Source organism: Brachybacterium sp. AOP24-D1-21 (assembly GCF_052378665.1).
Taxonomy (GTDB): domain Bacteria; phylum Actinomycetota; class Actinomycetes; order Actinomycetales; family Dermabacteraceae; genus Brachybacterium.
On sequence record NZ_JBQSXX010000001.1, the window covers coordinates 575,136 to 601,151 of the forward strand.

Annotated in this window: 23 protein-coding genes and 1 tRNA gene; 12 read left to right on the forward strand and 12 right to left on the reverse strand. The window is 68.9% G+C overall.

The genetic code is table 11. From position 1 onward, the window contains the following. Positions 1-52 precede the first annotated feature (52 nt). Positions 53-2,788 (forward strand): type I DNA topoisomerase, encoded by a 2,736-nt coding sequence (gene topA, locus ACT3UF_RS02750; RefSeq protein ID WP_441443200.1) that lies wholly within the window; start codon positions 53-55, stop codon positions 2,786-2,788. A gap of 274 nt (positions 2,789-3,062) precedes the next feature. Here the strand turns inward: topA and ACT3UF_RS02755 are convergent, their stop codons facing one another. Then, positions 3,063-4,349 (reverse strand): ISL3 family transposase, encoded by a 1,287-nt coding sequence (locus ACT3UF_RS02755; protein WP_444607968.1) that lies wholly within the window; start codon positions 4,347-4,349, stop codon positions 3,063-3,065. Between the two features lie 129 nt (positions 4,350-4,478). On the opposite strand from ACT3UF_RS02755, the gene ACT3UF_RS02760 reads away from it, so the two are divergent. From ACT3UF_RS02760 to ACT3UF_RS02770, 3 genes are read left to right on the forward strand one after another with little or no spacing between them, the layout of a single operon-like run. Next, positions 4,479-5,825: an ABC transporter substrate-binding protein gene (locus ACT3UF_RS02760; protein WP_442331785.1), complete on the forward strand. Its 1,347-nt coding sequence runs from the start codon at positions 4,479-4,481 to the stop codon at positions 5,823-5,825. Next, entirely contained in the window at positions 5,822-6,979 is a 1,158-nt protein-coding gene (locus ACT3UF_RS02765; protein WP_330885706.1) for a carbohydrate ABC transporter permease, read from the forward strand. Before ACT3UF_RS02760 ends, ACT3UF_RS02765 begins: the two co-directional genes overlap by 4 nt. Then, positions 6,976-7,830, forward strand: a complete 855-nt coding sequence (locus ACT3UF_RS02770; RefSeq protein WP_441443711.1) for a carbohydrate ABC transporter permease — start codon at positions 6,976-6,978, stop codon at positions 7,828-7,830. Before ACT3UF_RS02765 ends, ACT3UF_RS02770 begins: the two co-directional genes overlap by 4 nt. Before the next feature lie 110 nt (positions 7,831-7,940). On the opposite strand, the gene ACT3UF_RS02775 is transcribed toward ACT3UF_RS02770, so the two are convergent. The 3 genes from ACT3UF_RS02775 to ACT3UF_RS02785 all read right to left on the reverse strand — a co-directional run bounded on the left by ACT3UF_RS02775 (position 7,941) and on the right by ACT3UF_RS02785 (position 11,181). Then, positions 7,941-8,852 carry a carbohydrate ABC transporter permease gene (locus tag ACT3UF_RS02775; protein ID WP_299299298.1) on the reverse strand — a complete coding sequence of 304 codons (912 nt, stop codon included), beginning with the start codon at positions 8,850-8,852 and terminating at the stop codon, positions 7,941-7,943. Next, on the reverse strand, positions 8,849-9,781 hold the full coding sequence (locus ACT3UF_RS02780) for a carbohydrate ABC transporter permease (protein WP_441443710.1): 933 nt from the start codon (positions 9,779-9,781) through the stop codon (positions 8,849-8,851). Before ACT3UF_RS02780 ends, ACT3UF_RS02775 begins: the two co-directional genes overlap by 4 nt. 71 nt (positions 9,782-9,852) lie before the next feature. Then, positions 9,853-11,181, reverse strand: coding sequence for an ABC transporter substrate-binding protein (locus ACT3UF_RS02785; RefSeq protein ID WP_441443709.1), 1,329 nt, complete (start codon positions 11,179-11,181; stop codon positions 9,853-9,855). 177 nt (positions 11,182-11,358) lie between these two features. Between ACT3UF_RS02785 and ACT3UF_RS02790 the strand changes: the two genes are divergently transcribed. From ACT3UF_RS02790 to ACT3UF_RS02800, 3 genes are read left to right on the forward strand one after another with little or no spacing between them, the layout of a single operon-like run. Continuing rightward, on the forward strand, positions 11,359-12,435 hold the full coding sequence (locus ACT3UF_RS02790; RefSeq protein ID WP_441443708.1) for a Gfo/Idh/MocA family protein: 1,077 nt from the start codon (positions 11,359-11,361) through the stop codon (positions 12,433-12,435). Next, positions 12,432-13,163, forward strand: coding sequence for a dTMP kinase (gene tmk / locus ACT3UF_RS02795; protein ID WP_441443707.1), 732 nt, complete (start codon positions 12,432-12,434; stop codon positions 13,161-13,163). The genes ACT3UF_RS02790 and tmk overlap by 4 nt, the downstream gene beginning before the upstream one ends. Next, the gene (locus tag ACT3UF_RS02800; RefSeq protein ID WP_441443706.1) at positions 13,160-14,326 is read left to right on the forward strand and encodes a DNA polymerase III subunit delta'; all 1,167 of its coding nucleotides are present in this window, start codon (positions 13,160-13,162) and stop codon (positions 14,324-14,326) included. The genes tmk and ACT3UF_RS02800 overlap by 4 nt, the downstream gene beginning before the upstream one ends. A 179-nt stretch (positions 14,327-14,505) precedes the next feature. Here ACT3UF_RS02800 and ACT3UF_RS02805 read toward each other — a convergent pair whose 3' ends face one another. From ACT3UF_RS02805 to ACT3UF_RS02820, 4 genes are all read right to left on the reverse strand, one after another. Continuing rightward, the gene (locus ACT3UF_RS02805; protein WP_441443705.1) at positions 14,506-15,435 is read right to left on the reverse strand and encodes a DUF3027 domain-containing protein; all 930 of its coding nucleotides are present in this window, start codon (positions 15,433-15,435) and stop codon (positions 14,506-14,508) included. A 3-nt stretch (positions 15,436-15,438) separates the two neighbouring features. Next, positions 15,439-15,825, reverse strand: a complete 387-nt coding sequence (locus ACT3UF_RS02810; RefSeq protein WP_441443704.1) for a cold-shock protein — start codon at positions 15,823-15,825, stop codon at positions 15,439-15,441. 198 nt (positions 15,826-16,023) lie between these two features. After that, entirely contained in the window at positions 16,024-16,722 is a 699-nt protein-coding gene (locus tag ACT3UF_RS02815; RefSeq protein ID WP_441443703.1) for an NUDIX hydrolase, read from the reverse strand. Beyond that, a complete protein-coding gene (locus ACT3UF_RS02820; protein WP_441443702.1) occupies positions 16,719-17,378 on the reverse strand; it encodes an endonuclease III domain-containing protein in 660 nt (219 codons plus the stop codon). The genes ACT3UF_RS02815 and ACT3UF_RS02820 overlap by 4 nt, the downstream gene beginning before the upstream one ends. A 199-nt stretch (positions 17,379-17,577) precedes the next feature. Between ACT3UF_RS02820 and ACT3UF_RS02825 the strand changes: the two genes are divergently transcribed. Then, positions 17,578-18,255, forward strand: a complete 678-nt coding sequence (locus ACT3UF_RS02825; RefSeq protein WP_345076476.1) for a Crp/Fnr family transcriptional regulator — start codon at positions 17,578-17,580, stop codon at positions 18,253-18,255. Positions 18,256-18,641: 386 nt separating this feature from the next. Here the strand turns inward: ACT3UF_RS02825 and ACT3UF_RS02830 are convergent, their stop codons facing one another. The 4 genes from ACT3UF_RS02830 to ACT3UF_RS02845 form a co-directional block, all read right to left on the reverse strand. Continuing rightward, on the reverse strand, positions 18,642-19,463 hold the full coding sequence (locus tag ACT3UF_RS02830; protein ID WP_441443701.1) for an MBL fold metallo-hydrolase: 822 nt from the start codon (positions 19,461-19,463) through the stop codon (positions 18,642-18,644). Positions 19,464-19,473: 10 nt separating this feature from the next. Next, positions 19,474-19,977, reverse strand: a complete 504-nt coding sequence (locus ACT3UF_RS02835; RefSeq protein WP_442331784.1) for a RidA family protein — start codon at positions 19,975-19,977, stop codon at positions 19,474-19,476. 4 nt (positions 19,978-19,981) lie between these two features. Next, positions 19,982-20,152, reverse strand: coding sequence for a DUF4177 domain-containing protein (locus ACT3UF_RS02840; protein ID WP_262424549.1), 171 nt, complete (start codon positions 20,150-20,152; stop codon positions 19,982-19,984). A gap of 144 nt (positions 20,153-20,296) precedes the next feature. Next, on the reverse strand, positions 20,297-20,599 hold the full coding sequence (locus ACT3UF_RS02845) for a WhiB family transcriptional regulator (RefSeq protein ID WP_441443699.1): 303 nt from the start codon (positions 20,597-20,599) through the stop codon (positions 20,297-20,299). A 260-nt stretch (positions 20,600-20,859) separates the two neighbouring features. Between ACT3UF_RS02845 and ACT3UF_RS02850 the strand changes: the two genes are divergently transcribed. The 4 genes from ACT3UF_RS02850 (at position 20,860) to ACT3UF_RS02865 (ending at position 25,960) form a co-directional block, all read left to right on the forward strand. Beyond that, entirely contained in the window at positions 20,860-23,259 is a 2,400-nt protein-coding gene (locus ACT3UF_RS02850; protein ID WP_444605930.1) for a penicillin-binding protein, read from the forward strand. A 1-nt stretch (position 23,260) separates the two neighbouring features. Then, positions 23,261-24,208 carry a metallophosphoesterase gene (locus tag ACT3UF_RS02855; RefSeq protein WP_444605929.1) on the forward strand — a complete coding sequence of 316 codons (948 nt, stop codon included), beginning with the start codon at positions 23,261-23,263 and terminating at the stop codon, positions 24,206-24,208. Positions 24,209-24,265: 57 nt separating this feature from the next. Beyond that, positions 24,266-24,339 (forward strand) — tRNA-Pro (locus tag ACT3UF_RS02860). Between the two features lie 523 nt (positions 24,340-24,862). Next, positions 24,863-25,960 carry a C40 family peptidase gene (locus ACT3UF_RS02865; protein WP_444608000.1) on the forward strand — a complete coding sequence of 366 codons (1,098 nt, stop codon included), beginning with the start codon at positions 24,863-24,865 and terminating at the stop codon, positions 25,958-25,960. Positions 25,961-26,016: the final 56 nt, after the last annotated feature.

Here is a 26,016-nt window from a genome sequence, read left to right on the forward strand (position 1 = left end):
CAGCCACGGCGAACGGGCCGCGACGTGACGCGGCGAGGAAGGACATATCAACGTGACTGGCGGACGGCATCTGGTGATCGTGGAGTCCCCTGCGAAGGCTCGCACCATCGCGCGCTATCTCGGGGACGACTACATCGTCCAGGCTTCGGTGGGGCACATCCGCGACATCCCGGTGCCGCGTGACCTGCCCGCCGAGATGAAGAAGGGTCCCTACGGGAAGTTCGGCGTCGATGTGGAGAACGGCTTCGACCCCTATTACATCGTCAGCCCCGACAAGAAGAAGACCGTCGCGGAGCTGAAGAAGGCCCTCAAGGACGCCGACACGCTCTACCTCGCCACGGATGAGGACCGCGAGGGTGAGGCGATCGCCTGGCATCTGCTGGAGACCCTCAAGCCCAAGAAGTCCCTGCCGGTCAAGCGGATGGTGTTCCACGAGATCACCAAGGACGCGATCCGGGCGGCGCTGGACAACACTCGCGAGCTGGACACCGACCTGGTCGATGCGCAGGAGACCCGTCGCATCCTGGACCGGCTGGTGGGCTTCGAGCTCTCGCCCGTGCTGTGGCGGAAGATCAAGCCGTCGCTGTCCGCCGGCCGTGTGCAGTCCGTCGCCACCCGTCTGGTGGTCGAGCGCGAGCGCGAGCGGATGGCCTTCGTCGCCGCCGACTACTGGGATGTGACCGGCACCTTCGGCACCGACACCACCCAGTTCACGGCCAAGATCCAGACGGTCGACGGGGCCCGCATCGCCACCGGCGCCGATTTCGCCGACGACGGCACCCTGAAGCCGCGGGCGAAGAACGCCGCCGTCCTGACCGAGGAGTCCACGCGGACCCTCGTCGAGGTGCTGGCCGATGCTCCCGCCACCGTGGCGGCGCTCGAGTCGAAGCCGTACACGCGGCGTCCGGCCGCCCCGTTCACCACGTCATCGCTGCAGCAGGAGGCCTCGCGCAAGCTCCGTCTCGGTGCCCGTCAGGCGATGCGGGTCGCGCAGTCGCTGTACGAGAACGGCTACATCACCTATATGCGTACCGACTCGGTCACGCTCTCGGGTGAAGCGATCCGTGCGTCCCGGGCCCAGGCCGCCGAGCTCTACGGCTCCCAGTACGTGCCGGACAAGCCGCGCGTCTACCAGAACAAGTCCCAGGCCGCGCAGGAGGCTCACGAGGCGATCCGTCCCGCGGGTGACCACTTCCGCACCCCTGCCGAGGTGGCCGGGCAGCTCGCGGGCGATGAGTTCCGTCTCTACGAGCTGATCTGGAAGCGCACGATCGCCTCCCAGATGGCCGACGCCAAGGGCACCACCTCCACCGTCGAGCTGCAGCTCGAGCAGGGCGGGCGGACCGCGACCTTCCGCGCCGCCGGCACAGTGATCACCTTCCGCGGCTTCCTCGCCGCCTATGAGGAGGGCCGCGACGCCTCCCGCTACGGCAACGACGAGGCCGAGAACTCCGGGGACAAGCGTCTGCCGCAGATGGAGGAGGGGCAGCAGCTCGACACCCGCGACCTCACCCCCGACGGCCACTCCACGACCCCTCCCCCGCGCTACACCGAGGCGTCGCTGGTGCGTGCGCTCGAGGAGCGCGGCATCGGTCGTCCCTCGACGTACGCCTCGACGGTCGCGACCGTCCAGGACCGCGGCTATGTGCTGCGGCGCGGCACCGCTCTGGTGCCCAGCTGGACCGCCTTCGCCGTGGTGCGCTTGCTCGAGGAGCACTTCGGGCCGTTCATTGACTACGACTTCACCGCGCAGATGGAGCAGCAGCTGGACCGTATGGCCCAGGGCGAGCTCGGACGCTCGGAGTACCTGAAGAACTTCTACCTCTCCGACGGGTCGGCCGGACCGCTCGGGCTGAAGTCCATGGTCGACAACCTCGGCGAGATCGACGCCCGCGCGATCAACAGCATCGAGATCGGTGAGGGCATCACCCTGCGCGTGGGGCGCTACGGCGCCTACGTCGAGCAGGCCGCCCGGGACGAGGCCGGCGAGCTGATCGACGGTGCGGATCCGCGCCGTGCGAACGTCTCCGACGAGGTCGCCCCGGACGAGCTGACCGTCGAGGTCGCCAAGGAGATGCTCGAGCGCGCGAAGGACGACGGTCGCGTGCTCGGCACCGACCCCGCGACCGGGAACGAGATCGTCGCCAAGGACGGCCGCTACGGCCCCTATGTCACCGAGATCCTGCCCGATCCCGAGGAGACCGGCGGCAAGAAGGTCCCGAAGTCGAAGCAGCCCAAGCCCCGCACGGGCTCGCTGCTGAAGTCGATGGATCTCTCCACCGTGTCCCTCGAGGACGCGCTGAAGCTGCTGAGCCTGCCGCGCGTGGTCGGGACCACTGAGGACGGCATCGAGATCACCTCCCAGAACGGCCGCTACGGTCCGTACCTGAAGAAGGGGACCGACTCCCGTTCCCTGGAGACCGAGGAGCAGATCTTCTCGGTCACCATGGAGGAGGCGGAGAAGATCTACGCCCAGCCCAAGACTCGGGGCCGGGCCGCTGCGAAGCCCCCGATGAAGGAGCTCGGGGTCGATCCCACCAGCGAGAAGCCGATCGTGATCAAGGACGGGCGCTTCGGTCCGTACATCACCGACGGCACCACGAACGTCTCCCTCCGTGCGACCGAGAAGGTCGAGGAGATCACAGAGACGATCGCGATCGAGAAGCTCGCGGAGAAGCGTGCCAAGGGGCCGGCCAAGAAGCCGGCCGCCAAGCGCGCCCCCGCGAAGAAGAGCACGACCACCAAGAAGGCCACCACCGCGAAGAAGAGCACCACCGCGAAGAAGTGACCGCGCTCGGCCCCTGAGGGCCGCGCGAGCAGAGGGCACGGACCATGACGGTCCGTGCCCTCTGTTCTGTGCGAGCAGGGCTGGTTCCCCCTGTGCGCGCAGGACGGGACCGGGAAGCGCTTATCTCATCACGAGACGGCATCACCACCGCAGCGAACCGTCTCCGATGCTGGTCGCGAGCTCGATCACGCCTACAGTGTGACCATAAGCACCTTGTCGACTCACAAAGGGGCTCTTCGCGGTTCGTGGTGAATGATCCTGCTGGGGCGGGTATTCACGCTACGGTTTTCGCGGCGCTGGTCAGCAGGATACGCATCCGGTAGTTCTCGGCGTTGCGGAAGCCGCGGCCAGTGCGTTTGATGTTCTTGATGCCGGTATTCGCGGCCTCGACTCGAGCGGTGGTCGCGCCGGTGACGATGAGGACCTCGATCGCGTCCCACCAGGTCACGACGGTGTCGTAGAGCTTGGTCGCCTCGGGCATATTCGCGATCTGCACGAAGTAGCCCATCCGCATCCGTTCCTCCCAGGCCTGAGCCAGGGTGTCGGTCGCCAATAGGCGGCGGAGCTGCTCCTTGATGCCCCAGGCGGCGGAGAGCTCGTCGGTGGGGTCATCGGTGCGGAACACCGTCTCCAACCGCTCCCAGGCCCGTGGAGTGAGGGTGTCAGCGCCGCGTAGCAAAAGCATCCGGTGGGCCCAGGCCGGGTCGTCCTTGCGGCCGCGACGACCGCGATGGGTGCGGGCTAGGCGTTGACGGACGGTGGTGACCATGTCGTTTCCGAGCTTGACGAGGTGGAACTTGTCGACCGAGACCGCAGCGCGGGGCAGGTAGGTCCGCAGTGCTTTGCGGAACGCGGCCGAGGGATCGATGGCGACGATCTCGATCCGCTCCCGCCAGAGCTCGGAGCGCTGGGCGAGCCAGTCGCCGACGGCGGTGGAGTCCCGGCCGTCGACGATACCGAGGACCTGCCCGGTGGAGAGGTCGACCAGGGTCGTCATCCAGGGCTCGAACCGTCTCCAGGCACCGTCGTCGGTGCGGAACCAGCGCACCGACCGGTAGCGGTGCTCATCGATGCCCAGGCACGTCACTGACACGTCCTCGGCGGTGGGCAGGACCACGGCGGCAGCCGCCAGCGCGGCCTGGACCAGCCACCACGAGACGCCATGGGTCCGGGCGACTTCCGAGGCTGCCCGGCCAGAGGTGATCACCGCGGAGACGATCTGGTTTCGCAGCCGGGTCGTTGAGCGCGCGCGGTGCGGGACCTGGTCGGTGGCTTCCCAGAACGTGCGCCGGGCGCAGGCCGGCTCGAGGCAGAACCAGCGTCGCTTGGCCCACACCACCGCCATCGCCCCGGCCACGGGGACGTCCCGGACGTGCTGGGACCGGCGGGAGTGGACCTTGGTCGCGAGCACTCCGCACGACGGACATCCGGGCGGGACGGTCGAGGCGATCACCACTCGACGGCCTCCGTCGGGCAGGTCGATCGCGTCGATGACGTGGTAGTCGGGCAGGTTGAAGATCGTGCTCGCAGCATCTCGCTGCGAACCAGTATTCTCGTGCACAGGCTCGTGGTCCTCTGGAATGTGGATGTCTAGACAACACCCATCACAGCAGGACCACGGGCCGTTCTACGCCAGCGACGCGACGCTCTCCTTCACCACCAACCGCGAAGAGCCCACAAAGGAGTGATCATGGCTCGACGTCCCAGTCGGCGTGCGGTCATGTCCGGAGCCGCGGCCACCGCCGCCCTCGGGATGACCGGATGCCTCCAGAATCCCGACCCTGCCGGTGGCGGTGGCAGCGGTCCGGTCGAGCGGTACACCCCGGGAGACACCCCCGGCTCGGGCACGGTGAGCATCCTCGGCGCCTTCGGCGGCCAGGAGGAGGAGGCGTTCCTCGCCTCGCTCGAGAAGTTCCAGTCCGACTCCGGCATCACCATCGCCTACACCCCGGACACCGACTTCACCAACACCATCCAGCAGCGCGCGGGAGCGGGCGACGCCCCCGATATCGCCCTGTTCCCCCAGCCCGGCGGCATGTTCGATCTGGCCGCGAAGGGGATGATCACCCCGATCGACGTGTTCCTGGACTACGACCAGCTGAACTCGACCCTGATCCCGGGCTTCCTCGACTCTGCCCGGCTGCAGGGCCGCGTCTACGGCGCCCCGATGCGCATGGCGTGCAAGTCGCTGCTGTGGTTCCCGAAGAAGGCCTACGAGGAGGGCGGCTACGGCGACAAGCCCGCCACCATGCAGGAGCTCTACGAGATCACCGAGCAGATCAAGGCCGACGGCATCGCGCCGTGGTCCGACGGCTGGGGCGCCGACCAGGCGACGGGCTGGGTGGGCACGGACTGGATCGAGGAGTTCATGCTCCGCGTCCACGGCCCGGTGGTCTACGACGACTGGGTCAAGCACCGCCTCCCCTTCAACTCCGAGGAGGTCGTGCAGGTCTTCGATCTGGTCGGCGATCTGCTGAAGACCGAGGGCAATGTGCTCGGCGGCACCGACGCCATCATCAACACCCCCTTCTCCGAGGCGCCGCTGCCCCTGTTCGAGGATCCGCCGAAGGCGATGCTCGTGCGCCAGGGCAACTTCGTCACCGGCTTCTTCCCCGAGGACGTCATGGCGAACATGGACGAGGAGGTCGGCGTCTACGCGATGCCCACCTGGGAGGACGGCTTCGACGGCCAGCCGATCCTGGGCGGCGGCGATCTGGCCGCCCTGTTCACCCTTAACGACGACACCGTGAAGGTCATGGAGTTCATGGCCTCGGACGCCTTCGGGGCCGAGTGGGCACAGGCCGGCGGCTGGCTGAGCCCTCACCGCACCTTCGACCTCTCGCAGTACTCCGACGAGATCACCCGGCAGGTCGCCGAGATCGCCTCCGGAGCGGCGGTCTTCCGCTACGACGCCTCGGACCTGATGCCGACGGCCGTCGGCTCGGGCTCCTTCTGGAAGGGCATGGTCGAGTGGCTGCAGGGCGCGAAGACCTCCCAGGAGGTCTGCGACGAGATCGAGAACGGGTGGCCGGAATGACCACCGCGACCGCGACCCGCACGGGGTCGGAGGGACCGACGGAGGCCGAGGACCGGGGACGCGGCGGCGCACGCCCGGTGCGCGTGCTCGTGGGCATCATCGGGATGGCGGTGACCGCCTGGGTCGTCTGCAACGCCTTCCTCGCCTTCGCCTACTACCCGGACTGGTTCGCGAACTCCGGGATCCTCATCGGGCTGCTGGGGCTGATCGTCGGCATCGGCGGTTCGGTGGTGTTCTTCTACTTCCTGAACATCTGCATCGAGGGCTTCCCCACCCGGTTCGCGGCCGGGCTCATCCCCTACGCGTTCCTGCTCCCGGGGTTCAGCCTGATCGCCCTGTTCCTGCTGTACCCGACCGTGCAGACGATCGTGTACTCCTTCGCCAACGACGACTCGACGGCGTGGGTGGGGCTGGCCAACTACGAGGCGATCTTCTCCAGCGGGCACTTCTGGTCCACGCTGCTGAACAACTTCCTGTGGATCCTCATCGTCCCGGTGGTCACGGTCGCCTTCGGCCTGGCCGTCGCGGTGCTCGCGGACAAGCTCTCCCCGGCCGGGGAGAACGCCGCGAAGTCGATGATCTTCCTGCCGATGGCGATCAGCTTCGTGGGAGCGGCGACGATCTGGATCCTGGTCTACGCCTACAACTCCCCCGGCGACGCCCAGACCGGGCTCCTGAACGCCATCGTCACCACCCTCGGCGGGGATCCGCAGCCGTGGTACCAGATCGAGACAGGTCGGCTGAACTCGATCGCGCTGATGGTGATCCTGATCTGGATGCAGACGGGCTTCGCGATGGTGCTGATCAGCTCCGCGATCAAGGGCGTCCCCGAGGACACCGTCGAGGCGGGGCGGATGGACGGCGCCGGTGAGATGCGCATCTTCTGGCAGATCATCTTCCCGCAGGTGCGGCCCACCCTCCTCGCCGTGCTGATCACGGTGCTGATCCTGGTGCTGAAGGTGTTCGATCTGATCTACGTCACCACCAACGGTCTGTACGACTCCGACGTGATCGCGAACCTCTTCTTCCGCAAGCTGTTCACCGATCAGCAGGCCGGGCAGGCCTCGGCCATCGTGGTCGTGCTCCTGATCCTGGTGATCCCGATCCTGATCTACCAGGTCAAGAGCTTCAGGCAGCAGGAGGCGAACCGATGAACGGCACCATGAAGGACGGACGCAAGCGCTCCCCCCTGGCCATGATCGCGATGCCGCTGCTGGCGCTGCTGTGGACGATCCCCACGATCGGTCTGCTGGTGACGAGCCTGCGCACGCGCGAGGCCGCGGCCTCCACCGGCTGGTGGACCTCGCTGTGGGAGGGCGGGTGGACGCTGGACAACTACACGGCCGTGCTCTCGAACTCCTCGACGACCAGCTCGCTGGTCAACTCGGTCGTGGTGGCGGTGCCGGCGACGGTGCTGCCGATCATGTTCGCGGCCTTCGCCGCGTATGCGTTCACGTTCATCCAGTTCCCCGGCAAGGACGTGCTGTTCATCGTCATCGTCGCGCTGATGGTGGTCCCGATCCAGGTCGCCTTCCAGCCGATGCTGGACATGCTCGGCCCGCGAGGGCTCGGGATCAACGGACAGTTCGTGGCGGTGTGGATGCTGCACACCGGCTTCGGCATGCCGCTGGCGGTGTACATCCTGCGCAACTACATGGCCACCCTGCCGGGCTCGGTCGTGGAGAGCGCGAAGATCGACGGAGCCTCGCACTTCCAGACGTTCTGGCGCCTGGTCGCTCCGATGTCCTCCCCCGCGATCGCCGCCTTCGCCACCCTGCAGTTCCTGTGGGTGTGGAACGACCTGCTCATCGCCAAGCTGTTCCTGGGCGGCGGCGAGAACAAGACCATCATCGTGAACCTGCAGCAGATGCTGGGCACCCAGGGTCAGGGCGCCGAGCTCCTGACCGCCGGCGCCTTCGTCTCGATGGTGATCCCGATGCTGGTCTTCTTCGGCCTCCAGCGCTTCCTGGTGCGCGGCATGACAGCAGGCTCCGTGAAGGGGTAGCCCGCAGAACCACGGACGGGGCGGGGCGACCGATGTCGCCCCGCCCCGTCTGTCGTCGTCCGCTGCTCAGCGGATCACCACGGATCCCCGTGCCTCTCTGCGCCTCCCGGTCACTTGACCGATCCGGCGGCGAGACCGCCGATGATGCGGCGCTGGAAGATCAGCACCATGATGATCAGCGGCACCGTCACGATCACGCCGGCGGCCATCTTCGTGCCGTACGGGGTGTCGAATTGCGAGATGCCGGTGAACTTCGAGATCGCGACGTTCGCGGTCTGCATCAGCGGCGCGTTCACCATCGTCAGCGCGATGAGGAACTCGTTCCACGCCGCGATGAAGGTGATGATCGCCGTGGTGAACACCCCGGGCGCGGCCAGCGGCAGGATGACCCTGCGGAACGCCCCGAAGCGGGTGGTCCCATCGATCATCGCCGCCTGCTCGAGCTCGACCGGCAGCTGCCGGAAGAACGCGTTGAGGTTCCACACCGCCAGTGGCAGCGCGAACGAGATCGTCGGCAGGATCATCGCCTGGTAGGTGTTGATCCAGTTGAAAGGGAACCACACGAAACCGCCGCTGAACAGCTTCAACAGCGGGACCACGAGCGTGACGACCGGGAACATCGAGGTCGCCACGATGAGGAACATGACCAGCACCTTGCCGCGGAAATCGAGCCGGGCCAGCGCGTAGGCGCCGAACACGCCCAGCACGAGGACCAGCAGTGTGGTGCTGCCGGCGACGATCAGCGAGTTCAGCAGAGCGCGGGCGAAGTGGTTCGACGGGTCGAAGACCGCGATGAAGTTCTCGACGCTGATCGGGCTCGGGATCAGCTCCGTCGAGCGGCCCTCGCTGGGCCGGCGCAGCGCGGAGACGATCATCCAGTAGAACGGCGCGAGGCAGTACACCAGGATGAACGCGATGCCCAGCGCGATGACGACGGAGCCGAGGATCCGGCCCTTGTGTTTCTTGGGCTTCAGCACCTCGCCCGTGCGGGAGACGACCTCGGTGGTGGTGGCGGTGCTCATGGCATGCTCCCTTCGGAGGTCGTGCGCAGGCGGCGCGGGACTCGCCTCTTCTTCGGCGGACGGTTCTGATCACCGATGACGTCGGCCCCGAGCAGTTTGATGAACAGGAACGCCACCAGGCAGATGTAGGCGAACAGCACCATCGAGTACGCGGAGGCGGCACCGAAGTTCGTCTTGGCGGCGGCGTCGGTGGCGAGCATGGAGAGGGTCTGGCCAGAGTCCAGGGTCCCCAGCAGCACGTACGGCAGGTCGAACATGCGCATCGCGTCGAGGAGCCGGAACAGCACCGCCACCACGAGCACCGGGCGCACCAGCGGGAGGGTGATCCTCCAGAAGGTCTGCCAGCGATTCGCGCCGTCGACGGTCGCCGCCTCGTAGACCTGCTTGTCGATGGTCTGCAGCCCGGCAAGGGTGAGCAGACCGATGTACGGGGCCGTCTTCCAGATGTCGGCGATGAGCACCGCGGCCTTGGCCTGCCAGCCCTCGGTGGTCCACAGCACCTGGTAGTCGAGCAGCCGGTTCGCGATGCCGTTCGCATCGAAGATCAGCTGCCACATCAGGGCCGAGACCACCGTGGGGATCGCCCACGGGATCAGGATCGAGGCGCGCACCAGCCCGGTCGCGCGCATCGCCTTGGCCATGATCAGCGCCATCGCGACGCCGAGCACGGTCTCGATGCTCACACCGACGACGGTGAACAGGGTGGTGTTCCAGAACGCGTTCCAGAACCCTGCCCCGGCGCCCGTGCCGGTGACCGCGTCGATGTAGTTGTCCAGTCCGACGAACGTGTCGCCCTTGATGATCAGTCCGGTGGCCGGGTCGATCCCCTGGCCCGACTGCATCAGGGACTGCCAGGCAGACAGCACCAGCGGGAAGCCGACGACGAGCGCGAGCAGGACCAGCGTGGGGAGCAGGAGGAGGTACGCCATCCTGCCGTGGTCGCCGCCGATTCTCTTCCCACGCCTGCCGCCGATCGTCGCGGAGCGAGCGGCGGTGGAAGTCATTGCGCCGTGAGCTCGGTCAGCTTGGTCTGCAGATCCTTCATCGCTGGCTCGGCATCCGTCTCACCGGAGAAGCAGGCGTAGGCCGCCTCCTGGATCGCCTGGGTCACCTCGCCGTACTGGACGACGGCGGGACGGCTGGCCCCGTTGTCGATCGCCTCCTTCAGCTGCGGCAGGAACGGGAACGCCTCGAGCATGTCCGCATCCTCGTAGACGCCGACGTTCGCCGGAGCCTGCGCGGTCGCGAGACCCCATTCCTTCTGCTGGACGGCATCGACCATGAAGGAGATGAAGTCGACGGCGGTGCCCTTGTTCTTCGCGAAGGCGCTCACCCCGAGGTTCAGCCCGCCGAGCGTCGAGCTGCCGGGCCCGTCGAACCCGGGCACCAGGCTGGCGACCATCTTCCCGTTGACCGACGAGGAGCCGTCCTCTGCCTGGCCCAGCGCCCAGACGTACGGCCAGTTCTGCAAGAAGGCGAGGCGGCCGTCCTGGTAGGCCGCGCGGGACTCCTCCTCCTTGTAGGTCAGCGCCTCCTGGGGGATGAAGCCCTTATCGAAACCGTCACGGACGGTCTGGATCCCGGTGAGCGCCTCCGCCGAATCGGCGTGGGGCTTGCCCTCGGCGTCGAAGAGCTCGCCACCCGCCGACGCCACGAGTCCGGCCGCCTGGACGGTCAGCCCCTCGTACTTGGAGTACTGGGAGCCGAAGCCGAGCAGTTCCGGATCCTCCTTCTGGAGCGTCTCGATCGCGGCGTACATCTCTTCGAAGGTCTCGGGAGGGCCGTCGAGCCCTGCCTGCTCGAGCAGGTCGGTGCGGGAGAACAGCAGCTCCGCGTTCGTGATGAAGGGGACCCCGTAGAGCTTGTCGAAGTAGGTGGCGGTCGTCACCGTGGCGGGGATCAGGTCATCGAGCGGGAACTTGTCCTGCGGCAGCTCGACAACCCACTGGTTCGCCGCGAACTCGGCGGTCCAGACCACGTCCAGCCCGAGCACGGTGTACGCATCGGATTTCGCCTGCGCGTTGTTGATCATCTGACGGCGCTGCTCGTCGGAGGACTCGGGCAGCTCGATGAGCGTCACCTCCTCATCCGGGTGCTCCGAGTTCCAGGTCTCCAGGAACTCGGCGAGCTTGCCCGTGGTGTCCTTGCCCTTGGCCAGGGTGATCGGGCCCCGCTCCTCGAAGTCCGCGGCGGGCGCATCGCCACCGCCGCCACCACCATCGGAGGACCCACCGGAACACGCGGCCAGCGCCGCGGCCGCCGTCGTCACGCCGCCGGCGGCGAGGACCGTGCGCCGCGAGGCGAGAGGACGAGAAGTGCTGTTGAGCATGCCGAAACTCCTTTGTTCTGACGCGAGCACCACGTGTGCTCGATGTCACCAGTGTAGGAGCATCCGGGAGGGGTTCAGGTACCGATCGAGCACCGACTGCGCTCCCTCCACAGACCCCATCACCTGTGGATTCGCCGAGAGCGGACCGGGTGCCAGCCCGACCGATAGATTGGACCCATGACCGAGACCGACGCATCCGAAGCGCCTGCGGCAGCACCCTCGCTGACGCTGCCGCCCACCACCGTCCTCGACCCGGCCGCCGCGCCGGGTCTGCGCTGGGGCGTGATCTCTCCGGGCCATATCGCTGACCAGTTCACGGCCACCGCGTACCGTGCCACCGCCTCCCGGGTGGTCTCCGTCGTCTCCCGCTCTTCGCAGCGCGCCGAGGAGTTCGCGCAGAAGCACGGCATCGAGCGAGCCTTCGACTCCGTCGAGGAGATGCTCGCCGCGGGCGGGCTGGATGCCGTCTACGTCGCCTCCCCCCATGCCCAGCACCATGCCCTGACCCGGCCGGTGCTCGAGGCGGGCATCCCCGTGCTCGTGGAGAAGGCCTTCACCCTCAACGTGGGCGAGGCCCGCGATCTGCTGGACCTCGCCCGTGAGCGCGGAGTGTTCGCGATGGAGGCGATGTGGGCTCGCTTCCTGCCGCAGTACGACGTGCTCCGTCAGGTGATCGCTTCCGGTCTGCTCGGCGAGATCATCGAGGTCACCGCGGACCACGGACAGACCTTCCCCGCGGATCCCACGCATCGCATGTTCGCTCCCGAGCTCGGCGGCGGTGCTCTGCTCGATCTCGGTGTCTACCCGGTCTCCTTCGCGCAGATGGTGCTCGGTGATCTCTCCGACCTCGCCGTGCGCGGCCACCTCACCGACACCGCAGTCGACGCCTACATCGCGGTCCTCGCCCAGGGCCAGCAGAGCGGCCGCGCGCGCCTGTCCGCGACGTTGCTGGCCCGCACCCCCACCGAGGCCTTCGTCAGCGGCACCGCGGGAACGGCCCGGCTGTCCGGTCCGTTCTTCGCTCCCGGCACCCTGACAGTGTCCCTCCATGACGGGCGCTCGGCCCAATTCGAACATCCCGGTGCGCGCGGAGACGGCATGGCCTACGAGATCGCCGAGGCGGCCCGTCGGATCACCGCCGGCGAGCTCGAATCCCCGCTGATGAGCTGGGCGGACACCCTCAGCGTGATGTCCACGATGGACGCGATGCGAACGGAGCTGGGAGTGGTCTATCCCGGCGAGGTGACCGCATGAGCCTCCTGGAACCGGTGCGTGGCCTGCGCATCCCTTCACCGCATCCGCCACGGCGCGGAGTGTTCATCTCCTTCGAGGGAGGTGACGGCGCCGGGAAGTCCACCCAGATGCAGATGCTGCGGGACCACCTGGTCACCGAGCGCTCCGTCGCTGAGGACCTCATCCTCACCACCCGGGAGCCGGGCGGCACTCCGCTCGGCGAGAGCATCCGTGAGCTGCTGCTGCACGGCGAGCATGTGGAGCCCCGTGCGGAGGCGCTGCTGTACGCCGCGGACCGTGCACACCACATCTCCACCGTGGTGCGTCCGCATCTGGCGCGCGGTGGGCTGGTGCTCAGCGATCGCTATCTCGACTCCTCGGTCGCGTACCAGGGTGCCGGGCGTGACCTGGATGCCGACGAGATCACCTCGCTGTCGCTCTGGGCGGTCGAGGGTCTGCTCCCCCACCGCACGATCCTGCTGGATGTGCCGACCCAGACCCTCGATGAGCGTCGTGACCCGGCCACCCTGGACCGGCTCGAGGAGGCTGGCCTGGCCTTCCACGAGTCGGTGCGCCAGGAGTTCCTCGACCTCGCCGCCGCGGATCCGACACGCTACGCGGTGATCGATGGGACGCTCCCGCGCGACGAGGTCCATGCACGTGTGCTCACGGCCGTCGCCGAGGTGCTGGGCCTGTTCGATCCCACCTTCGAACCGGCTCCGCCCACCCGGCACCGGGACGAGCAGTGACCGCGACCGGTTTCGGCACTCGCGGTGGGGTGTGGGCCGACGTCGTGGGGCAGGAAGCTGCCGTCGCCCAGTTCCGTCGTGCCGCCTCTCCCGAGGGTTCCCTCGCGCAGGCCTGGCTGGTGACCGGGCCCCCTGGCTCGGGCCGTTCGACCGCCGCCCGCGCCTTCGCAGCCACCCTGCAGTGCGAGCAGGGCAGCGGCTGCGGGCAGTGCCGCGCCTGCCGCACCACCCTCGCCGGTACCCACCCGGACGTCACTGTGGTCGCCACCGACAAGCTCTCGATCGCGAAGGAGGAGGTGCGCGCGCTGGTGATGACCGCCCAGCGATCTCCCGCCACCGGTCGCCATCGGGTGCTGATCGTGGAGGACGCCGACCGGATGACCGCCGGCACCTTCAACGTGCTGCTCAAATCCATCGAGGAGCCGCCGCCGTCGACCGTGTGGATGCTGTGCGCCCCCTCCGCCGAGGACCTCGCGCCCACCATCCGTTCCCGCTGCCGCCTGGTGTCGCTCTCGGTGCCGTCCTCGGCTGTGGTCGCCGAGCTCCTGCGACGCCGTGACGGTGTCGACGAGGCCCTTGCGGTGCGCGCTGCGCGCGCCGCCCAGGGGCACATCGGGCTGGCGCTGCGCTACGCCACCCAGCAGGGCGCGCTGGCGGCCCGCGAGGAGTCCGCGCGCACCCTGCTCTCCCTGCGCGGTGCCGGTCAGGCGGTGCTCGCTGCCCAGACGCTGGTGGACCGCGCCACCGCCGAGGCGAAGGAGCATGCGGACCTGGTCGCCGCGGAGGAGAAGGAGCGCTTCCTGCACTCGGCCGGGATCGAGGATGGCAAGGTGCCACCGTCCCTGCGCTCACAGTTGCGTCAGCTCGAAGAAGATGCCAAGCGGCGGCAGACCCGTCTGGTCCGCGATGTGCTGGACCGCTACCTGCTGGATGCACACTCCGTGCTCCGCGATGTGCTGAGCCGTCAGCTGGGCACCGGCTCGGAGCTGGTCAATATCGACGTGACCTCCGAGATCGAGCAGGCTGCCGCGCGGGGCTCCGGGCGGATCACGCTGGGTCTGCTCGAGGCGGTGCAGGAAGCACGGGAGCGCATCAGCGGGAACGTGCCTCCGCTGCTCGCGATCGAGGCCCTCCTGGCCCGCGTCGCCGTCTCCCTGCACTGACGGCGACAGGCTCTAAGACGCCGCCCACACCGGCGCCAGCTCCGTGCTGCCGATCAGGCCCGGCCACCGCACAGGTTCAGACCACCCACAGGCCCGGCCACCACGCAGTCATGTGCGCTTCCGTTCCAGGACGTGGAACAGAAGCGCACATGACTGCAAGGACGGACCGCGAGTGCGGGTCAGTCCTCGGGCGAGTCCGCGTCGGGAGTCGCGGGCGCTTCGGGGGAGTCCACCTCAGCAGCCTCAGTGACCTCGGCGACTTCAGCAACCACCGGCGCCGCGGCGTCGGCCGGTGCGTCCTGACCGGCCGGTGCGACGTGCTGGAATTCGACGTCGAGCTCGTCGACGATCACACCGCTGCTGCGGGGGATCTCCCGGTCCTCTTCCTGCTGACCGGTCTCGGAATGTGCACCGCATCCGAAGTTGAGGTGCACGACGCGACCGTCCGCCGGGGACCACTCGTTCGTGCAGACGCCGAACTCGCCGCGCAGCGAACCGGAGAGCTTGGAGAGGAAGCCGCAGCTGGTGCAGTTGGCCGCCACGGTCCCACGACGGCCACGACCGGAGGTCTCCCGCGGCCCGAAGTCGCCCTCGATCCACCGCTCAGCGGCCTCGCTGCGACCCCCTGAGGAGAGCACCCGGGTACGACCCAGGCCCAGCTCCCACAGGGCGACACGATCGGCGTCCTCGTCCCCGGTGGCCTCGTAGCCCTGTTCGAGCCGCTCATCGTCATCACGGTAGGGAAGCAGATCATCCGCACCGACATCCGAGGGCTTCAGCCGCTCGGACCAGGGCTCCCAGTCCGGAGCGAGGATCGCATCCTCGCCGGGCAGCAGCGCGGTCTCGGCGACGGTCGCGGCCTTGGCGCGGGAGGCGCGGGTCAGCACCACCACCCAGGACCAGCCGCGGTAGCCGGGCATGGTGCACTCGAAGACGTGGGTGACCAGCCGTTCCCCGCTCGCCTCGGCCCGCAGGTGCTCGCCGACCTGGCCGGGCTCGGTGACCTCGAGCAGCGCCTCATGCGCGAGCTCGATGGCAGCGGACGCGATCGCGTCCAGCTTCGGCCGAGCGGTGCGGGCGCGGCGTGGGGCGGTGGTCGGTGACGTCATTTCTCAGGCCTCGAAGTTGTCGGCAACGGCACGGAGGACGGTGGCGATCTTCTGGGAATGCCCGCGATCGGGGTAACGACCCTGACGCAGCCCGTTGGAGGCGTCGTCGAGCAGGCGGATCAGGTCCTCCACCATCCCCGCCATCTCCTCGGGCTTCTGGCGCCGTGCGCGGCTGACGGAAGGGGCCGGCTCGAGCAGCTGCATCGAGAGCACCTGCGGGCCACGGCGGCCATCGACCATGTCGAAGTCGACCCGGGCGCCGGGCCGGAGGGCGCTGACCCCTTCGGGCAGATTCGAGGCGTGCACGTAGACACTCTGACCATCCTCGTCGTCGAGGATGAAGCCGAACCCCTTCTCGGCGTCGTAGAACTTCACCTTGCCGCGTGGCACGTGGATCCCATTCCTTGTCTGCTGCTCATCGGTCTGCTGGTACTGGTGTCCGGGGCCCGCGGAGCGTCCGTGCCGGCCGCTCCTGCTGCACCCCGAGGTGCTGCCGGAGACCGTCCGGCAACACTCGAGTCTATCGTGCCCTGACCCGCGGTTGGCGAGCGGATTCTCGCGAGGTGACGACAGCCACCGCCGTCGGGGTCAGCGGCGCCGTTCGGGCGGGATCTCGCGGGTCGGGGCGGTGTCGGAGACCGGGTCCAGCCCGAGCCCGGTGAGCACCTTCTCCAGGATCATCGCGGTGAAGCCCCAGACGAACGCATCGCCGGGGAGATCGAAGGCCGGCCCCACCCGCTGGCCGCCCAGCAGTCCGCGGAGCCGGTGCGCCGGATCGGTCAGAGAGCCCGGGCCGGTCAGCGGCGCCCAGACCAGCCGTTCGACCTCGAGCGGGTCCTGCACGCCCAGCTGCGGCACCGACCGCGACCAGCTCAGCACCGGGGTGACGCGCTGGATGCGCCAGGGCATCGGGATCGGGGCGAAGGCGCCGAGCACGTGCGCGTCGGCCGGATCCAGTCCGGTCTCCTCCTGCGCCTCCCGCAGTGCGGTGTGGACGTCGTCACGGTCCCCGGGGTCACGGCCCCCGCCGGGCAGTGAGAACTGCCCGGGCTGCGAGCGCAGCGCATGCCCGCGCTCCTCGAGCACCACTCGGGCATCGTCGAGCCCCGTGCCGGCGATGTGTATCAGCACGGCGCTGCGGCGCACCGCTCGCCCGCGGGGGTCCGGGTCCCGCGGGTCCGGGTCGCGGCTGACCAGCACTTCGCCCGCCGCGGCGCGCGCCGCGAGAGGGGCGAGGAACTGCGCATCTCCCGGGAGATGGAGAGCAGAACGGGGTGCGCCGCTCATGCGACCCCCACCTGGGGGCAGAGCTCGAGCAGGGTGCAGTCCCCGCAGCGGGGCGCCCGTGCGATGCAGACCCGGCGGCCGTGGAGGATCAGGCGCAGTCCGAGGACGGTCAGGTCCTCGGCCTCGGCGCCGGTGCCGTCTGCCTCGAGGTGAGCCACCAGATCCTCCTCGACCTTGCGCGGATTGTCGGCCGTGGACCATCCCAGGCGCCGGGCGAGCCGACCCACATGCGTGTCGACGGCCAGCAGCGAGTGGCCGAACCACGCACCGCGCACCACGTGGGCGGTCTTGCGGCCCACACCGGGCAGCTCCTCGAGCGCGGTCTGGTCGTCAGGGACCTCGCCGTCATGCCGCTCGACCAGTCCCCGGCCCAGCCCGATCAGGCGACGCGCCCGTGTCGCACCCATTCCGAGCGGGCGCACCACCTCGGTGAGCGCCGCCTCGTCCGCTTCGGCGAGTGCCGTCGCATCGGGCCAGCGCGAGAACAGCTCCGGGGTGATCTGATTGACGCGGACGTCGGTGGTCTGTGCCGAAAGCACCGTCGCGACCAGCAGTTCCAGTGCGTCTCGGTGGTCGAGCTCAGTGCGGGCCCCCGGGTAGAGATCCTGCAGAGCGGCCGCGACGAGCGCCCCGTCAGCCCGGGCAGCAGCGGCCACGGCGTCGCCTCCGTCGTCCGCATGAAGAACCGACCTCGACATCTGAACAGCACCTCCTCAGGCCGGTGGCGGGCCTCTGCGCCGCGAGCACGATAGTGTTTGACCATCATGTGACAGTCGCCACCGGTCTTCGTGGCGTCCGTTACAGGCGTCTCACAGCACGGCCCCGGCAGTCGGGGCCCCACACTCAGGAGGTTCCGTGGACGAGAACATCGTACGGTCATCACCGTTGTTCGCTGCGCTCGACGAGGACGGCAAGCAGGCCGTGCTGGCGTCGATGAAGCAGGAGGACTACCACCGCAGCGCCATCATCTTCCGTGAGGGGGATCCGGGCGACCGTCTGTTCATCATCGGTTCGGGCAAGGTGAAGGTGGGCCACGCCTCGGGCGATGGCCGCGAGAACCTGCTCGCGGTGCTCGGCCCGGGCGAGACGCTCGGCGAGCTGTCCCTCTTCGACCCGGCGCCGCGCAACGCGACCGCCACCGTGGTCGCCGAGTCGACCCTCTTCTCGCTCTCGCAGCAGGACCTCTACCGGGTCCTCGCCCAGCGTCCGGAGGTCGCCCGCCATCTGCTCGCCTCACTGGCCCGCCGCCTGCGCAAGACCAACGAGTCGCTCGCCGACCTGGTCTTCGCGGACGTCCCCGGCCGCGTCGCCAAGAACGTCCTCGACCTCGCCCAGCGCTTCGGTCGCCAGACGGACGACGGCGTGATGGTCGCCCACGGCCTCACCCAGGAGGAGCTCGCCCAGCTGGTCGGCGCCTCCCGTGAGACGGTCAACAAGGCGCTCGCGGACTTCGCCTCTCGCGGCTGGATCCGCCTCGAGGCCCGCGCGGTCCTGATCTCAGACGTCGAGCGTCTGCGCCGCCGCGCCCGCTGAGTCGTCCCCGCTTGGTCGGGCCTGCGCTAGGTCGGGCCCGCGCCCGTTCGGGCCTGCGCTAGGTCGGCCGGCGCCCGCCGTGGCGAAACACGCGCATCGAGACCACTGATCCCTTCCGAATATGGAAGGGATCAGTGGTCTCGGCGTTGCAGGCCCGCGTGTCGGGTCAGGCCAGGTCCACGTGCCGGGTCAGGTCGGGTCAGGCCGGGTCAGGCCCACGTATCGGGTCGGGTCAGGCCGGGTCAGGCCCACGTGTCGGGTCGGGTCAGGCCGGGCCAGGCCCACGTGTCGGGTCGGGTCAGGCCGGGTCAAGCTCGCGTGTCGGGGCGTGCAGTCCTCGCTTGGGGGCAGCACGGACTCCCCGCGGCGCGGCCGAACGCCCCGGCTCAATGCCCTTCGGCGAGGTGGTCGAGCGCGGCGCGGAGGTTCCAGCGGGCTGCATTCTGCAGCTGCGCGGGAAGCTCTGCACCGTAGATCACCCGCAGCAGCCGGTCCATGGTCAGCACTCCCGCTGTCCGTGCCCGGCGCACCTGCTCGATGCGTTCGCGGCGGTGGGCGATCGCCTCGTCGAGCGCCTCGAGCACGTCGAGCGGCGAGTCGTAGGCGGGCCCGTGGCCGGGATGGATCGAGCCGATCCGCCCGTCCACCGTCATCGCGCGCAGGATCGCGAGCGACTGGAGGTAGTCGGTGAGCGAGCCTCCGTCGTCCGGGATGATCACGGTCGAGGAGCCGCCCAGCAGGGTGTCGCCGCTGAGCAGCCGACCGCCGTCGATCAGCACCCCGACGGAGTCGGAGGTGTGCCCGGGCAGGTGGATCACGTGCCCCACGGTCCCCTGGTCGCTCTCGAGGGTGGAGGGCAGCGGACGTGAGCCGGGTACCCCGGACTGGTCCGCGGCCCACAACGGCACCTCGTGCCCGCTGCGGGCGGCCAGCTGTCTCGCCAGGGTGGCGGCACCGGCGGTGTGATCCTGATGCCGGTGAGTCACCAGCACCCCCCGGGGGCGCGCACCGTCGCCGCAGCTCAGCAGGAGCTCGGCGAGATGCTCGGGATCCTTCGGCCCGGGATCGACGATCCAGACCTCGTCCCCGTCGCGCACCAGATAGCTGTTGGTGCCGGCGAGGGTCATCGGCCCCGGGTTGTCGGCGCGGACCGTGATCAGCTCGACGGCAGGGGCCGCCGGGTCCCGCTGCGGGACGTGCTCACTCACGGCGTGCCGCTCAGGCGTTCGGGAGCTCGGCGTCGTCGAGCTCCACCAGCAGGTCGAGCTCGACCGGTGCATCCATCGGGAGCACCGCGACGCCGACGGCGGCACGAGCGTGCTGGCCAGCCTCGCCGAAGATCTCGCCGAGCAGGGTGCTCGCCCCGTTGATCACGGCGGGCTGGGCGGTGAAGGACGGGTCCGAGGCGACATAACCGGTCAGCTTGACCACGCGCACCACCCGATCCAGGTCCCCCACGAGCGCCTCGATGGCCGCCAGCGCGTTGAGGCAGCAGGTGGCGGCGAGCTCGGAGGCCTGCTCCGCGGTGACCTCTGCGCCGACCTTGCCGGTCAGCGGCAGCGTCCCGTCGACGAAGGGCAGCTGTCCGGAGGTGTGCACGTGGCGACCGCTCGCGACGGCTGGCACATAGGCCGCGACCGGCGCGGCAACGGCCGGCAGAGACAGCCCGAGCTCATCGAGCCGGGCACGGATGCGAGCGCTGCGGCCCGAGGCGACCGTCATCGGCTCAGCCCTCGCCCAACGGACGCTTGAGGTACGCGACCAGGTTCTCCGGGTTCGGGCCGGGCACGACCTGGACCAGCTCCCACCCCTCCTCGCCGTAGTTGTCGAGGATCTGCTTGGTCGCGTGGATCAGCAGCGGGACGGTCAGGTACTCCCAGCGGGTGTAAGTGCTCATGGCGCGAGCCTACCGGTGGCAGCGCGGCCGTGAGATGCCCCCTCGTCCCGAGGGGTCGGCGACGGCGGAGCAGTCCGGCCGCGCCGATAGCGCTGGTCTGCCCCTCTCAGCTGCCCACGGCCTGGTCAGCTGCCCACGGCCTGGTCAGCTGCCCACGGCCTGGCGCTGGGCCCGGCGCAGCGCCTCCGACCAGTCGCGCACATCGGGATGGCGGCGCAGCATGCGTCGCCGCTCCCGTTCCGTCATGCCGCCCCACACCCCGAAGTCGACTCGATTGTCCAGAGCGTCGGCCAGGCACTCGGTGCGCACCGGGCACGCACCGCAGGCGAGCTTGACCGCATGCTGCTCGGCGCCCTGCACGAAGAACCCATCGGGATCCATGCTCACGCAGGCACCTCGTGTCGCCCAACTTGAGTCTTCGGTGATCGGCGTTGCCGCAATAGTCATCCTCGTCCCCTTCCCAGGTCCCGAATCGACGTTGATTCGTACATGTGCCCAACTGTATGGAGACCGTCGCCACATGGCAAAACCGGAGATGTTCCGAGCCTTGCGAGCCAGACTGTGATAAGGCGTTCGCGATCCGCCAGGCCCACCGCAGCTGCTCCGCCGGGTCGCGCAGGTCTCGAGGACGCATCGGGTTGGTGAAGATCCCGCATGCGTGGCATGCCTCATGGCCCCCGCGCCGGACCGCCCCGTACTGTGTGACCATGCCCCGCACCACGCCTGCGTCCGCGTCCGGACGCTCACTCCCCGTTGCACTGCTGCAGACCGTCTACCTGCTGCTGGGGATGCTCGCCGTCTCAGCCCTCGCCGGTGTGCTGCTGGCCGCCTTCTTCCTGCCGATGGTCTCTGCAGGTTCGGCCGTCGCCAAGGACGGGGTGGATCTGTTCGAGTCGTACCCGACCGAGCTCGAGGTCGAGCCGCTGAATGAGGCCAGTCGCATCGAAGCGGCCGACGGGTCGCTGCTGGCCACGTTCTACACCGAGAACCGCATCATGGTGCCGCTCGAGGAGATCTCGCCGCACATCCAGCATGCCGTGGTCGCGGTCGAGGACCGCCGCTTCTTCGAGCACGGAGGCGTGGATCCCAAGGGCATGTTCCGTGCCTTCGCCTCGAACGCGGCCGGCGGGGCCACCCAGGGCGGATCGACCCTCACCCAGCAGTACGTGAAGAACGCGCTGCTGATGGACGCGGTCCAGCGGGGCGACCAGGAGGACATCAGCACCGCCACGGAGCAGACCTACGGCCGCAAGCTGCGCGAGGCGAAGCTCGCACTGTCGCTCGAGAAACAGTGGTCCAAGGAGCAGATCCTCAACGCCTACCTGAACGTGGCGCAGTTCGGGCCCTCCCAGTACGGGGTCGAGACCGGCGCCCGGCATTACTTCTCGAAGAGCGCAGTAGACCTCAACCCGGGTGAGGCCGCGCTGCTGGCCGGCATCACCAACGGCCCCAACCAGTACGACCCCGTCGCCCACCCCGAAGCCGGCCAGAAGCGTCGCAACGAGGTGCTCGGCGATATGCGTCGCGAGGGGTACATCTCCGATGAGGAGTACGAGCAGTACACCGCCCAGCCTGTCGCTGAGATGCTGAAGATCCAGAACGTCCGGGCAGGGTGCGCCGATGCGGGCACCAGCGGCTTCTTCTGCGACTACGTGACCCGTTCGCTGCTGAACGATCCGACCTTCGCCCCCTCCTACGAGGAGCGGCGCAAGCTGCTCTACGGCGGCGGCCTCACGATCCGCACCACCCTGGATCCCAGCACTCAGGCAGCGGCCTCCGAGATCCTGCAGCGCAAGGTTCCCGCCGACGCCCAGCACGGCTTCGGCCACTCGATCGTGACCGTCGAACCGGGCACCGGGAACATCCTCACGATGGCGGAGAACCGCTCCTTCAACCCCTACCAGGAGGTGGGGCCGGGCGAGACCGCGATCAACTACAACGTCCCTCACACCCTCGGGGGCGGCAACGGGTTCCCCGTCGGCTCGACCTTCAAGCCCTTCGTGCTCCAGCAGTGGCTCGAGAGCGACCGCTCCATCTATGACCGGGTCAGCACCAAGCGCGAGCCGATCACCTACGCCCCGGCGAAGTGCCTCGGGGGCGGGGCCTGGCGCGAAAGCAAGGGCTGGAACCCGGACAACGCGGTCTCCGTGCGGATCGCCCCCATGGAGACGGTCCTGAACTCGACCAAGTTCTCGATCAACACCAGCTACACGGACATGGCCAGCCAGCTGGACCTGTGCGAGATCGCCAATACGGCGCGCAACATCGGCGTGGTCCCGGCGCGGTTCGACCCGTACGACGCCTCCACCTGGGAGATGCCGATCGAGGACATGTACGGCACCACCCTGGCACCCGCAGCGCTGGTTCTCGGCGAGCTGAACATCTCCGCCCTCGACATGGCCGGCGCCTATGCGACCTACGCCTCGGGCGGCACCTACTGCAAGCCGCAGGCGATCACCGAGGTCAAGGACCGCAACGGCGATCCGATGGAGATCTCCGGCGCCGAGTGCCACCAGGCGGTCGAGAAAGATGTCGCCGACGCGATGGCGTGGACCCTCCAGCAGGACCTCGAGGATCCGAAGGCCACCGGCAAGGGCAAGATCATCGACGGCCATCCCGCCGGCGGCAAGACGGGAACCTCGGGCGAGCAGTTCCACACCTGGTACGTCGGCTTCACCCGCCAGATGTCCACGGCGGTCTGGTTCGGTCACCCGCAGGCGAACATCCGCCCAGGCGGCTTCGACGTCGACGGTCAGATGCTCCGCAGCGGCAGCGTCTGGGGCAACACGGTCTCCCTGCCCACCTGGCAGGAGTACATGAACCGCGTTCACCAGGGGCTGCCCAGCGAGCCGTTCCCGGCCGCACCGAAGCCCCCGTCGAAGCCCACCTCGGACATCGTCCAGAAGGGCGTCGTGCCCGACGTCTCGGGCATGGTGCTCAGCCAGGCGCAGGCCACGGTGGAGTCAGCCGGCTACAAAGTCGAGGTGCGCAACCAGTCGAGCTCGGACGTCGGCAAGTGGTACGTGATCGGCACCGACCCCGCCCCCGGCACCAAGCTGCCGGAGAACGAGACCGTGGTCATCCGCCAGTCCTCCGGTGAGGGCTGAGATGCGGCTGGAATCCGCTGCCGGTTGGACCATCGGAGCCCTGGGGGCCCTGGGCCTCGGGGCCGGAGCGGCGGCGCACATCTGGGCCCGCCACGTCGAGATCCACCGGTACACGCTGCGCGAGCTGGAGCTGCGGATCCTGCCGCCCGGCAGCCGCACCATCAGGGTGCTGCACATCAGCGACATCCATCTGCTGCCTGACCAGAAGCGCAAGCTGGATTTCCTCGAGCACCTGGGGATGCTCCGGCCGCACCTCGTCATCGACACCGGGGACAACATCGCCTCCGCAGCAGCGGTGCCGGTGCTGGCCGAGGCGCTCGAGCCGCTGCTACGGCGTCCCGGCGCCTTCGTGATGGGCTCCAACGACATGTTCGAGCCCGGCCCGAAGAACCCCGCGCGGTACCTGCTGCCGGACCCGCGCCCCGAGGGTATGACCGCCCCCAAGGAGCTCACGCTGCCCACCGCGGAGCTCGCGCAGAGGCTCTCCGCCCACGGGTGGAAGGACCTCACCAACAGCCGCGCGAGCATCGAGCTCGGCGGGCTCGAGATCCGCTTGGTGGGTGTCGATGACCCGCATCTCGAGCGCGATGAGATCCCGGCTCCGGCCGCCGTGCCCCCGGCTCTGCCCGAGCACGGCAATGTGCTGCGCCTGGGGGTCGCGCACGCCCCGTACCGGAGGGTGCTGGACTCCTTCGTGGCCGACGGTGCCGACCTGATCCTGGCCGGGCACACCCACGGCGGGCAGCTGCGACTGCCGGGGATCGGCGCCCTGGTGACCAACTGCGATCTTCCGCGTCAGCAGGCGCGCGGCCTGTCCGCGTGGCAGGGCGTCCCGTTGCATGTGAGCGCCGGCATGGGCGCGAGCCCCTATTCGGACTACCGGTTCCTGACCCCTCCGGAGGCGACCTTGCTCACGTTGCGCGCACCGAAGCCCGCTCCGAGGAAGTGAGCACGCTCGAGGCCTGCTAAAGTTTCTCCTCGGTGCTCCACTTCGGTGCGGCACCTCCGGGGTGTGGCGCAGCTTGGTAGCGCGCCTCGTTCGGGACGAGGAGGTCGCAGGTTCAAATCCTGTCACCCCGACCGGAGAGAAGGGCCGTGAGATCGCGAGATCTCACGGCCCTTCTCGTCGTCGAGATCCGGAGGTGTTCCGCGCATTCCCGCGACGATTGTTCCGCCCGACATATTCGTCGAGAAATGGACAATGCAGACATACTGATCGGGCCCTGACCAGCCATCCGGCACCCCGAGTGCCGCCGGAAGCGCGGGACATGAAGGCACCCCGCCGAATAACAGTCGTGTAACTACCACAGTGGAATCTTCATTCCCGGCGGGAACACGGGGCAATTTCATGGTTTTTAGCAAAATCTTGGCAAAAGCCTTGAAGCTGGCAGGCAAACTCCCCTGTGGGCACGGCATGACCTGCACATACAGTGGCGGACGGTACCGCCCTGGTCGGGTGGTGCTCACCGGGCTGCCGCCTTCCCGTCACCGGCCCGGTCGCTTCCTCCACTTCCCTGGGTGACGGGTGCAGGCCTCGCGCGCGCGCCGTCCACGCCGCCGCTCGGGATCTCTGCGTGGCGACGGAGAAAGTGATTGCCCCACGATGTTCCGCACAGTTCCACGAGGCACGCACCGGGCCGCCGGCCGTGCCGTGATCGACTACCGAGGCCTCGCCGCCCCGGTGGGCCGGGGTGTCGGAGGTGCCGCCGTGATCGGCGCCGTCTCCGCGACCGCCGCACTCGCCGGTGGAGCCTCGGCCACTGCCCAGGCACCCGCCGCTCCCGTCTTCGGGACCGTGCGCGCCACCGCCCCGAGCGTCGCCCCGGCGTCCCAGTCCCAGTACACCTCCGTCAAGCTGCGCCTCGGCGCTCGCGGCGCGGCCGTGAGCTACCTCCAGCAGCAGCTGAACTCCCACGGCGCCTCGATCGGGGTCGACGGCGTCTTCGGATCCGCGACCCTGCGGGCCGTGGAGAGCCAGCAGTCCGGCGCCGGGATCGGAGTGGACGGCGTGGTCGGGCCGAAGACCTGGAGCTCCCTGACGGGTGCCGCTGCTGCGCCGGCGAAGCCGTCCACAGGCAGCTCGCAGCCCAAGCTCCGCTCCGGTGATCGCGGCTCGTCCGTGACCACCCTGCAGAACCAGCTCCGCTCCGCCGGCGCATCAGTCAAGGCCGACGGGGTCTTCGGATCTGCCACCTACTCGGCAGTGCGCTCGCTGCAGTCCGCCGCCGGGATCGGCGTGGACGGCGTGGTCGGGCCCAAGACCTGGAGCGCGCTGGGCAGCAACGTCCGCATCTCCGACAACGCGGGCAGCCGTGACGAGGACCGCGGCTCCAGCAGCGGCACCTCGATCAACGGCCAGGCCGTGATCAGCGCGGCTCGGGCCCAGATCGGGACCCGGTACAAGTGGGGCGGCTCCTCGCCGGCCAGCGGCTTCGACTGCTCAGGGCTGGTGTACCACGCCTACAACCAGGCCGGGGTGAACCTGCCGCGCAAGACGGCGAAGGGCTACACCTTCGGCGGCCGGATCATCTCCCAGTCGGAGGCGAAGCCCGGCGACCTCGTCGCCTTCACCGGCAACAACTACGGCCACATAGGCGTCTATGTGGGCAACGGGAAGATCATCGACGCCTCCGGCTCACGCCAGCAGGTCGTCGAGCGCTCCCTCTGGAACGCACCGCACGTGTTCGTCACCTACCGCTGAGCATCCGCACAGTCGGCAGCAGACGGATATAAGGCCACGACGGCCTGCTCGACGCG

Excerpts from the sequence above, each read along its gene's own strand:
- ACT3UF_RS02855 (WP_444605929.1), top strand. The coding sequence starts at position 23,261 with ATGCGGCTGGAATCCGCTGCCGGTTGGACCATCGGAGCCCTGGGGGCC.
- ACT3UF_RS02845 (WP_441443699.1), bottom strand. The coding sequence starts at position 20,599 with ATGACTATTGCGGCAACGCCGATCACCGAAGACTCAAGTTGGGCGACA.
- ACT3UF_RS02785 (WP_441443709.1), bottom strand. The coding sequence starts at position 11,181 with ATGCTCAACAGCACTTCTCGTCCTCTCGCCTCGCGGCGCACGGTCCTC.
- ACT3UF_RS02760 (WP_442331785.1), top strand. The coding sequence starts at position 4,479 with ATGGCTCGACGTCCCAGTCGGCGTGCGGTCATGTCCGGAGCCGCGGCC.
- ACT3UF_RS02780 (WP_441443710.1), bottom strand. The coding sequence starts at position 9,781 with ATGGCGTACCTCCTCCTGCTCCCCACGCTGGTCCTGCTCGCGCTCGTC.
- tmk (WP_441443707.1), top strand. The coding sequence starts at position 12,432 with ATGAGCCTCCTGGAACCGGTGCGTGGCCTGCGCATCCCTTCACCGCAT.
- ACT3UF_RS02790 (WP_441443708.1), top strand. The coding sequence starts at position 11,359 with ATGACCGAGACCGACGCATCCGAAGCGCCTGCGGCAGCACCCTCGCTG.
- ACT3UF_RS02815 (WP_441443703.1), bottom strand. The coding sequence starts at position 16,722 with ATGAGCGGCGCACCCCGTTCTGCTCTCCATCTCCCGGGAGATGCGCAG.
- ACT3UF_RS02770 (WP_441443711.1), top strand. The coding sequence starts at position 6,976 with ATGAACGGCACCATGAAGGACGGACGCAAGCGCTCCCCCCTGGCCATG.
- ACT3UF_RS02765 (WP_330885706.1), top strand. The coding sequence starts at position 5,822 with ATGACCACCGCGACCGCGACCCGCACGGGGTCGGAGGGACCGACGGAG.
- ACT3UF_RS02850 (WP_444605930.1), top strand. The coding sequence starts at position 20,860 with ATGCCCCGCACCACGCCTGCGTCCGCGTCCGGACGCTCACTCCCCGTT.
- ACT3UF_RS02865 (WP_444608000.1), top strand. The coding sequence starts at position 24,863 with ATGTTCCGCACAGTTCCACGAGGCACGCACCGGGCCGCCGGCCGTGCC.
- ACT3UF_RS02835 (WP_442331784.1), bottom strand. The coding sequence starts at position 19,977 with ATGACGGTCGCCTCGGGCCGCAGCGCTCGCATCCGTGCCCGGCTCGAT.
- ACT3UF_RS02840 (WP_262424549.1), bottom strand. The coding sequence starts at position 20,152 with ATGAGCACTTACACCCGCTGGGAGTACCTGACCGTCCCGCTGCTGATC.
- ACT3UF_RS02775 (WP_299299298.1), bottom strand. The coding sequence starts at position 8,852 with ATGAGCACCGCCACCACCACCGAGGTCGTCTCCCGCACGGGCGAGGTG.
- ACT3UF_RS02805 (WP_441443705.1), bottom strand. The coding sequence starts at position 15,435 with ATGACGTCACCGACCACCGCCCCACGCCGCGCCCGCACCGCTCGGCCG.